We start from the raw sequence: 8,497 nt of genomic DNA on the forward strand, positions 1-8,497 counted from the left end.
TCAGGCTTGGGCGGTTGAAGTCCAGGCAAGAAGCGGCGCGGACAACGCGCCTTCGAATGTCCTCACGGGTCATCTGACATCGTCTGCGGCGCGCTTGCAAAACGCACGGTGTTTGGCGCCGGCGCGCCGTTCGTCAACGGTGCTAGATACTTGGGAACCGCCTTGGTTGGTGCGCAAATGCGCCGTTTTGCGTTGTAGGACAACGTATAATGGACGCGTCAGCATACAACCAGGAGGTCTTCGATGACCGCTTCCCCCGCTCTCACCACGCCGCCGCAGCGCGCGCGCGGAAGTCTTGCTGACCGGGTGGTGAACTACATCAACGAACAGGTTGCTTCGCACGCGCTCAAGCCAGGCGACAAGCTGCCCACCGAGACCACGTTGATGTCGCTACTCGGTGTCAGCCGCACCGTGGTGCGCGAGGCCATCTCGCGTCTGCAGGCGAACGCCGTGATCGAAACGCGCCATGGCATCGGCAGTTTCGTGCTCGAGCCGCGCCGCGAACCGCTCGGCCTCGAAATGGTGCCGGCTACCACGCTGGCCGATCTGCTGTCGGTAATGGAACTGCGCATCAGCTTGGAAACCGAGTGCGCAGGGCTCGCCGCGCAGCGCGCGAGCGAGCGCGACATCGCCAATATTCGCGCGGCGCTGGACGCCATCGAGGCGACCAGCCGCGCCGGTGGCGATAGCGCCGCCGCGGATTTGCGTTTTCACGTCGCGGTGGCGAGCGCCACAGGCAACCGTTATTTCGTGGACATTCTCACGCAGATGGGCACGGCGCTGATTCCGCGCCATCGCGTCGACTCGCCGAGCCTCGCCCAGAGCGATCCCGTCGCGTATATGGCGCGTGTCAATATCGAACACGAAGGCATTCTCGACGCCATCGTGCGGCGCGATCCCGAAGGCGCGCGGGCGGCCATGCGCATGCATCTTTCGAGCAGCCGGGAACGGCTGCGCCGTTTGAGCGCTCCGGCGGAACAGGGTGTGGAACGCGCGGTCTGAAGCGCTATGAGTTACGCCAGAAAAAAGCGGCCGCAAGGCCGCTTTTTTCATGCTGCGTGCGCCAAAGGCTACCGCGGTGTGCGTCGCTACCCTCAGCCGCGCACGATCTGCCCATCCCGTCTGCGCCGCAAATCTACACGAGGTCTCCTATAAGGACGGATTTGATATCGGTCATCGTATAACGAGCCGTGATGAACGAGCAATTTAGCTGCCCTGATAGAGGCTGGCTGGCGGGCTACAAGACTTATATGGCTTGAACTACGTTCGAAAAGCCTTTCTTCATCAATCGTTCATGCGGGAAGTTCAGGGTAAACACTTGGTTGGAAGCGCGAGATGAAAAAGAGTAGACTGTCGTCAGACAACGTATATCGAGGGAGCAGGCGAGCTTGACCGCATACTCCTTCTTGCAAGGAGACAACCTTGGCCTCTGCTTCCACCTCGGCGATCGATCCGCTCGAGTCCGCGGTCTCGAAGGTGAAGCGGCATGTGCTGCCGCTCTTCCTGATCATGTTCATTGCGAACTACATCGACCGCGTGAATATCGGTTTCGTCAATTCGCATATGCAGTCGGACCTGGGGATCGGTGCGGCTGCCTACGGTCTCGGTAGCGGCCTGTTCTTCGTCGGCTACGCGCTGTTCGAAGTACCGTCGAATGTCCTGATGCAAAAGTACGGCGCGCGCGCATGGCTCACGCGCATCATGGGGACGTGGGGTCTGGTGGCGGCGGCGATGGCGTTCGTGTGGAACGACACCTCGTTCTACGTGCTGCGTTTTCTGCTCGGCGTGGCCGAGGCGGGTTTTTTCCCAGGCGTGGTGTTTTATTTCACGCAATGGCTGCCGCAGAAAGAGCGCGGCAAAGCGGTGGCGGTGTTTCTCTCCGGTTCGGCGTTTGCGTCGGTGCTGTCCGGTCCGATTACCGGCAGCCTGCTGTCCGTGCGCGGACTCGGTCTGCAAGGCTGGCAATGGATGTTCCTGATCGAAGGCGGTTTTTCGATCGTGCTGTGCGGCGTAAGCTGGGTGCTGCTGAAATCGCGCATTCGCGACGCCGCCTGGCTCACCGTCGAAGAGCAGCAGGTTCTGCACGCGTCGATCGCCAAAGAGCAGGCCGAGCGCGAGGCGCTCGGCGGCGCGCATCTGCCGCCCATGAAGTTGCTGAAAGATCCGCAAATCCTGCTGTTCTGCTTTCTGTACTTCGCGATTCAATTGACGATTTACGCGGCCACCTTCTGGTTGCCGACCATCATTCGCAAGATGGGCGGACTCTCGGATTTCCAGGTGGGCCTGTACAACGCGATCCCTTGGCTCATCGCGATGGTCGCCATGTACTGCTTCGCCGTGTTGTCCGCCAGGTGGCGCTTCCAGCAAGCATGGCTGGCCGGCGCACTGGTGATTGCGGCGTGTGGGCTGTTCGCTTCGACCTCCGGCAATCCGGTGTTCTCGTTTGTTGCAATCTGTTTTTCGGCAATCGGCTTTAAGGCCGCTTCGTCGCTGTTCTGGCCGATCCCGCAAGGGTATCTGGACACGCGGGTGGCCGCTGCGGTGATTGCGCTGATCAACTCGGTCGGCAATCTGGGCGGCTTCTTTGCGCCTGCCACGTTTGGTTATCTGCAGCAGCATACCGGCTCGATTAGCGGCGGCCTGTATGGCCTTGGCGTGGCGTCGCTGATCGCCGCCGCGGCCGCGTTCCTGACCCGCAATCGTCGCGTGCCTCGCGACGGGTTGGTGCGACCGCTGCATCGCGAAGCCCACTAAGCATGCGAACCGCCATTCAACGAACTCTGCCAGTCGGCTCTATTACCTCAAAGGTCCTACCTTAATGTCTACGAAACCCATCCAGTCGAACGCCACGCCGGTCGTCACCGAGTTGCGCGTCGTGCCGGTCGCCGGCCGTGACAGCATGCTGCTGAACCTGAGCGGTGCGCACGGGCCGTTCTTCACCCGCAACGTCGTGATTTTGCGCGACAGCGCCGGTCACACCGGGGTAGGTGAAGTGCCTGGCGGCGAAAGCATCCGCAAGACCATCGACGACGCGCGGCCGCTTGTCGTCGGTCAGTCGATCGGCAACCTGCAAGCGGTCCTGAACCGGGCCCGCACGCAGTTCGCCGATCGCGACGCGGGTGGACGCGGCTTGCAAACCTTCGACCTGCGCACCACGATTCACGCCGTGACCGCGCTCGAAGCGGCCCTGCTCGATCTGCTTGGGCAGCATCTGGACGTACCGGTTGCCGCCTTGCTTGGCGAAGGCCAGCAGCGCGACGAAGTCGAGATGCTCGGCTACCTGTTTTACATCGGCGACCGCAACAAGACCGATCTGCCGTATGCGAACGGCGCCGAGGGGCGCGACGCCTGGGAGCGCTTGCGCACCGAAGAAGCGATGACGCCGGAGGCGGTGGTGCGGCTCGCCGAGGCCGCGCAGGCGCGCTACGGCTTTAACGACTTCAAGCTCAAAGGGGGCGTGCTGGCTGGCGACGCCGAGATCGAAGCGGTGACGGCCCTGGCGGAACGCTTTCCGGCTGCACGCGTGACGCTCGACCCGAACGGCGCGTGGTCTCTGGCGGAAGCCGTGCGTCTGTGCCGCGACCAGCACGACGTGCTGGCCTATGCGGAAGACCCGTGCGGCGCGGAGAACGGCTACTCGGGACGCGAGGTGATGGCTGAATTTCGCCGCGCGACCGGCTTGCCGACCGCGACCAACATGATCGCGACCGACTGGCGTCAGATGGGGCACGCGATTCAACTGCAGTCCGTAGATATTCCGCTTGCCGATCCGCACTTCTGGACCATGCAGGGGTCGGTGCGCGTCGCGCAGATGTGCAACGACTGGGGCCTGACGTGGGGTTCGCACTCGAACAATCACTTCGACATTTCTCTTGCGATGTTCACGCACGTCGCAGCGGCAGCGCCCGGCAAGATTACCGCCATCGACACGCACTGGATCTGGCAGGACGGCCAGCACCTGACGCGCAATCCGCTGCAGATCGTCGGCGGCAAGGTCAAGGTGCCGCAAGCGCCGGGCCTTGGCATCGAGCTCGACACCGACGCGCTGGAGCGGGCGCATGCGCTGTATCAGCAGCACGGCCTGGGCGCACGCGATGACGGCGTCGCCATGCAGTACCTGATTCCGAACTGGAAGTTCGACAACAAGCGTTCGTGCCTCGTGCGCTGATTCGAACCTGGACCCGGCAACCGGCAACGGCCCGCGCGGCCGTTCACCGGCTGTTCACCTTGACCCAAACTTGAACCTGATCCGATCATGACGACCCCTCAAGAACTCAAAGCGATTGTTTCCGAAGGCCTGCTGTCCTTCCCCGTAACCGACTTCGATGCGAACGGCGACTTCCGCGCCGACACCTACGCGGCACGTCTCGAATGGCTCGCACCGTATGGCGCGACGGCGCTGTTCGCGGCGGGCGGCACCGGTGAGTTCTTCTCGCTGACCAGGAGCGACTACACGAATGTGATTCGCACTGCCACGGAAACCTGCAAGGGCAAGGTGCCGATTCTGGCCGGCGCCGGCGGCCCGACGCGCGTGGCGATCGAATATGCGCAGGAAGCCGAGCGCCTCGGCGCGAAGGGTGTGCTGCTGATGCCGCACTATCTGACCGAAGCGTCGCAGGAAGGCATCGCCGCGCACGTCGAGCAGGTCTGCAAGTCGGTCAAGAACATGGGCGTGATCGTCTATAACCGCGCCAATTCGAAGCTCAACGCGGACATGCTCGAACGTCTGGCCGATAGCTGCCCGAATCTGATCGGCTTCAAGGACGGCGTGGGCGAGATCGAAGCGATGGTGACGATTCGCCGCCGCCTCGGCGACCGTTTCTCTTACCTGGGCGGCCTGCCGACGGCGGAAGTTTATGCTGCGGCGTATAAGGCGCTGGGTGTGCCGGTGTACTCGTCGGCGGTGTTCAACTTCATTCCGAAGACGGCGATGGCGTTCTACCGGGCGATTGCCGCCGACGATCATGCCACGGTGGGCAAGCTGCTCGACGAGTTCTTCCTGCCGTATCTGGCGATCCGCAATCGCCGCCAGGGTTACGCGGTGAGCATCGTCAAGGCCGGCGCGAAGCTGGTGGGCCACGATGCCGGCCCGGTGCGCGCTCCGCTCACCGACCTCACCCCCGAGGAAATGGCGCAACTGGACGTGCTGATCAAGAAGCTCGGCGCGCAATAAGTGTTGTGCGTGCGGCGGCGGGCGCTCTTCATGCCGGAGACGCCCTCAATGCACATAGGTGACGCGCCGCTCGCGCACGCGGATCTCGAGTCCCGCATCGAGCAGCCAGAACGCGAACCAGCGAGCCACTTTTAGCGCGACGCCCGATGCCGGTCGCGGCAACCGGTCGTCGAGCAAGGCAATCGCCTCGTCGTTGCGCATGCGTTGCAGCAGAGCTAGGGTTTGCAGCAGGGTGGCCTCATCCTTGGCGAGATCGCTCGCGCAGCGGCAGCGCGTATCGAGTGGCCGGCACGACTCGTCGGTGAGCGAATTCATCAGCACATCGAAACAGAGCAGGCTGTCGGCGCAAAGACCGGCGTCGGACAGCACGGCACGCCAGCTCTCGTTTTTGCGCACCGAATCGCAGCGTGGGCGCATCCAGGTTCGAAGCGCCGTCAGCACCGTTTGCTCGGCAACGTCGGGATGTTGCGCTAGCGATTCGTCGAGCAGCGTATACGGCTGTGCAGATGGAATGAGGAAATACATAGGACCTCCAAGCTGAACTGGAAGAGATGTTGCTCCCGTATGGGGCATGCCGCCGGATGTCGTGGCGCGCAGTGCCCGCGGAGGGTGTCGCTCAGTGTGCGGGTTGTCGAGCCGGGACGCCGCGCAAGCGCTCAAACGGCCGCCGTCAGCTTCTACGCCGGACCGGTCCACTCGCGTACGAACGCGGTGTGCGCGGGCCGTGTGGCGGGGCGTTGATTCGGTTGCGGCGTGCCGACGAACAGGAAGCCGAGCAGCCGCTCCGATGGCTCGAATCCGAGCGCCGTTTGCATCGCTGGATCGTAGCTGTCCGCGCCGGTGGCCCAGAAGCCGCCATAACCGAGCACGTGGATGGCGTTGAGCATGTTCATTGCCGCCGCGCCGACCGCCAGCAACTGCTCGACTTCGGGCACCGACGAATCGCTATCGATCGCCGCACCGAGTGCGATGATCACGGGTGCCGCCTGGGCTTTCTGGGCGCGATGCGCATGCGCCGAACGCGGGGTGCCTGGCGAACGGGCACAGGCGATGTCCACCAGCACCTCGCCCAGGGCGGCGCGCGCCGCGCCGCGCACGACCACGAAGCGCCACGGGCGCAGATGGCCATGATCCGGCGCCCGCAGCGCGGCGTCGAAGATCGCGGTGAGGTCCTGGTCGTCGGGGCCAGGGCTCATCAGCGGCCAGTGCGACTGACGCGACAGCAGTGCTTGCAGCGCGATTTCCGCATCCGCGCGCTCTTGCGGATCTACAGCGGCCGTGCGTTCGAGCAGTTCAAGAGCGAGAGGCGAGTTCATCGGAGGCGGCATCGAAATGTTGGGATGACGCTTATGATGAGACAAGCTTGGTCTAAATGCAAATGATTCTCATTTGATGGGTATGTCGGATCGACTGTCGCTCAGTCCCGCTACAGATGGGGTTTTTGTCGATTTGTTATGTTGTTTGACAACGTGGCGAGGGCGGTGCTACCGTTCGGCCTGTCCGTTATCCACTCCATTCCGACAAGAGCCCTCATGAACGTGTCCCCCATTCACGAGAGCGAGTTTGCCTCGACCGTCATGGCCGTGCCGCCGCTGGCGCGCCGCGCCGATCTGTCGCTCGACGTGGCGGAAAACCAGAAGCTGATCCGGCACATCGAAGCAGGCGGCTTGCGCACGCTGCTGTACGGCGGCAACGCAAACCTCTACCACGTGGCCGTGAGCGAATACCGCGAGCTGCTCGATCTGCTTGCTGAAAGCGCCGGTCCGGACACGCGCGTGATCCCGGCCATCGGTGCGGACTACGGCAAGATGCTCGATCAGGCCCGCATCCTCGCGCAGACCTCGTACCGCACGGCGATGGTGCTGCCGCTGGCCGGCTTTACGACCTCCGAAGGCGTCGAGGCAGGCCTCACGCGCATCGTCGACGCGGCCGGCATGCCGCTCACGTTGTACATCAAGAGCGAAAACTATGTGGACGTGGACACGCTGGCGCGGCTGGTGGAGCGCGGCACGCTGATCGCGGTCAAGTACGCGATCGTGCGCGAGAATCCCGCGGACGACGCCTATCTGCGCCGCCTGCTGCAAAGCGTGCCGGCCGCGAAGGTGGTGTCGGGCATGGGCGAGCGGCCGGCGCTGGTGCATCTGCGCGAGTTTGGCCTGGCGGCGTGGACGACCGGCTCGGGTTGCATTGCGTCGCATGCGGTGACGGCCATGCTGCACGCCACCAAGGCGGGCAACATGGATGAGGCGCAGCGTATCTATGACGCCTTCATGCCGCTCGAAACCTTACGCGACGACATCTCGCTGATCCGCGTGCTGCACGATGCCGTCACATTCTCGGGCATTGCCGACATGGGGCATATGCTGCCGCTGCTGAGCAGCACGCCACGGGAACATCACGCAGCGGTGGATGCCGCGGCCCGGGCGCTGCTGGTGTTCGAACGGAGTCTTGCGGCTAACGCGCAGGCGTAAGCCAATTGGATTGGGGCGCGTCCGCCGTGTGGCACGCCCGTTTCATGCAGCGACCGCTGGGCCGGCCGACGGGCCACATTTGTCTTACTAGTGTCATGTTCGTTAAGCGTCGGCAGCAGTGATACATTCGGGTTTTCCTGACCCACGCCGATAAGCGCAATAAAAACAGTGGTTTATGGTGTTGTGACTCAGCAACTACGATCAAATCAGCTTTTGTAGTTGCTTGACATCATTATCGGCTGTTCTGTATGTTCGCTCATCGGGGCCGCCTCACGCGGGAATCTGACGCGGCGTTTGTCTTGCGGATTGTCCAAATAACAAGATTGTGAGGAGACGGGATGTTCGATTTGGAGTGGTTGTCAGTCAAATTTGCGGGTGCATCAGTTGCATCCGGCGTCGACGCGACCGCCGATACGGATGCGGCGCAGCCCGCGCTCCGCAATACGAACAACGTCCCGAGCAATCACTGCTTCACACAGGAAAGCAGCTTCGCCTCCAGTTCGCGATGCGCGAGTCTGCTCTCCAATATCAAGTACACCCAGGCGCTGGCGCCGTTTCTGCACGGCAACATCAAGACGATGCGGACCGCGGGCCGTCCACATACCCATCCCACGGCAGCCGGCAGCGATGCATTTGCTGCGTATGTCACGCGGATGCCGTCGGTCAAGAGTTTGTCGCACATGTCCCGCCGCTGCGAATGCCATACCGACTGGGTTTTCCGGAGTAATGCGAAGTGAGCACCAAGAGAAAGACCCCCGAAGAATTGCGCAGCCACCGCTGGTACGGAGTGAATGACCTGCGCTCGTTCGGCCACCGCTCGCGCACGGCGCAGATGGGCTATAGCCGCGAGGAA

Annotated in this window: 8 protein-coding genes; 6 read left to right on the plus strand and 2 right to left on the minus strand. The window is 63.0% G+C overall.

Features of this window, described 5'->3' with window-relative positions; all coding sequences use genetic code 11:
* Positions 1-243: 243 nt before the first annotated feature.
* From AC1ECK_RS16795 to kdgD, 4 genes are all read left to right on the plus strand, one after another.
* Entirely contained in the window at positions 244-1,002 is a 759-nt protein-coding gene (locus tag AC1ECK_RS16795; RefSeq protein ID WP_480321049.1) for a FadR/GntR family transcriptional regulator, read from the plus strand.
* Positions 1,003-1,422: 420 nt separating this feature from the next.
* On the plus strand, positions 1,423-2,754 hold the full coding sequence (locus AC1ECK_RS16800) for an MFS transporter (protein ID WP_480321051.1): 1,332 nt from the start codon (positions 1,423-1,425) through the stop codon (positions 2,752-2,754).
* Between the two features lie 64 nt (positions 2,755-2,818).
* Positions 2,819-4,168 (plus strand): glucarate dehydratase, encoded by a 1,350-nt coding sequence (gudD, locus tag AC1ECK_RS16805; protein ID WP_480321053.1) that lies wholly within the window; start codon positions 2,819-2,821, stop codon positions 4,166-4,168.
* Between the two features lie 87 nt (positions 4,169-4,255).
* A complete protein-coding gene (kdgD, locus tag AC1ECK_RS16810) occupies positions 4,256-5,173 on the plus strand; it encodes a 5-dehydro-4-deoxyglucarate dehydratase (RefSeq protein ID WP_480321055.1) in 918 nt (305 codons plus the stop codon).
* 45 nt (positions 5,174-5,218) lie between these two features.
* On the opposite strand, the gene AC1ECK_RS16815 is transcribed toward kdgD, so the two are convergent.
* Both AC1ECK_RS16815 and AC1ECK_RS16820 read right to left on the minus strand, forming a co-directional pair.
* On the minus strand, positions 5,219-5,698 hold the full coding sequence (locus AC1ECK_RS16815; RefSeq protein ID WP_480321057.1) for a hypothetical protein: 480 nt from the start codon (positions 5,696-5,698) through the stop codon (positions 5,219-5,221).
* A gap of 152 nt (positions 5,699-5,850) precedes the next feature.
* Complete coding sequence (locus AC1ECK_RS16820; RefSeq protein WP_480321059.1) at positions 5,851-6,489, minus strand: nitroreductase family protein; 639 nt, start codon at positions 6,487-6,489, stop codon at positions 5,851-5,853.
* Positions 6,490-6,705: 216 nt separating this feature from the next.
* Between AC1ECK_RS16820 and AC1ECK_RS16825 the strand changes: the two genes are divergently transcribed.
* Positions 6,706-7,644, plus strand: a complete 939-nt coding sequence (locus AC1ECK_RS16825; RefSeq protein WP_480321061.1) for a dihydrodipicolinate synthase family protein — start codon at positions 6,706-6,708, stop codon at positions 7,642-7,644.
* Positions 7,645-7,982: 338 nt separating this feature from the next.
* A complete protein-coding gene (locus AC1ECK_RS16830) occupies positions 7,983-8,381 on the plus strand; it encodes a hypothetical protein (RefSeq protein WP_480321063.1) in 399 nt (132 codons plus the stop codon).
* The last annotated feature ends 116 nt before the right edge of the window (positions 8,382-8,497 follow it).

The organism is Paraburkholderia sp. SSBN10T (genome assembly GCF_056619545.1).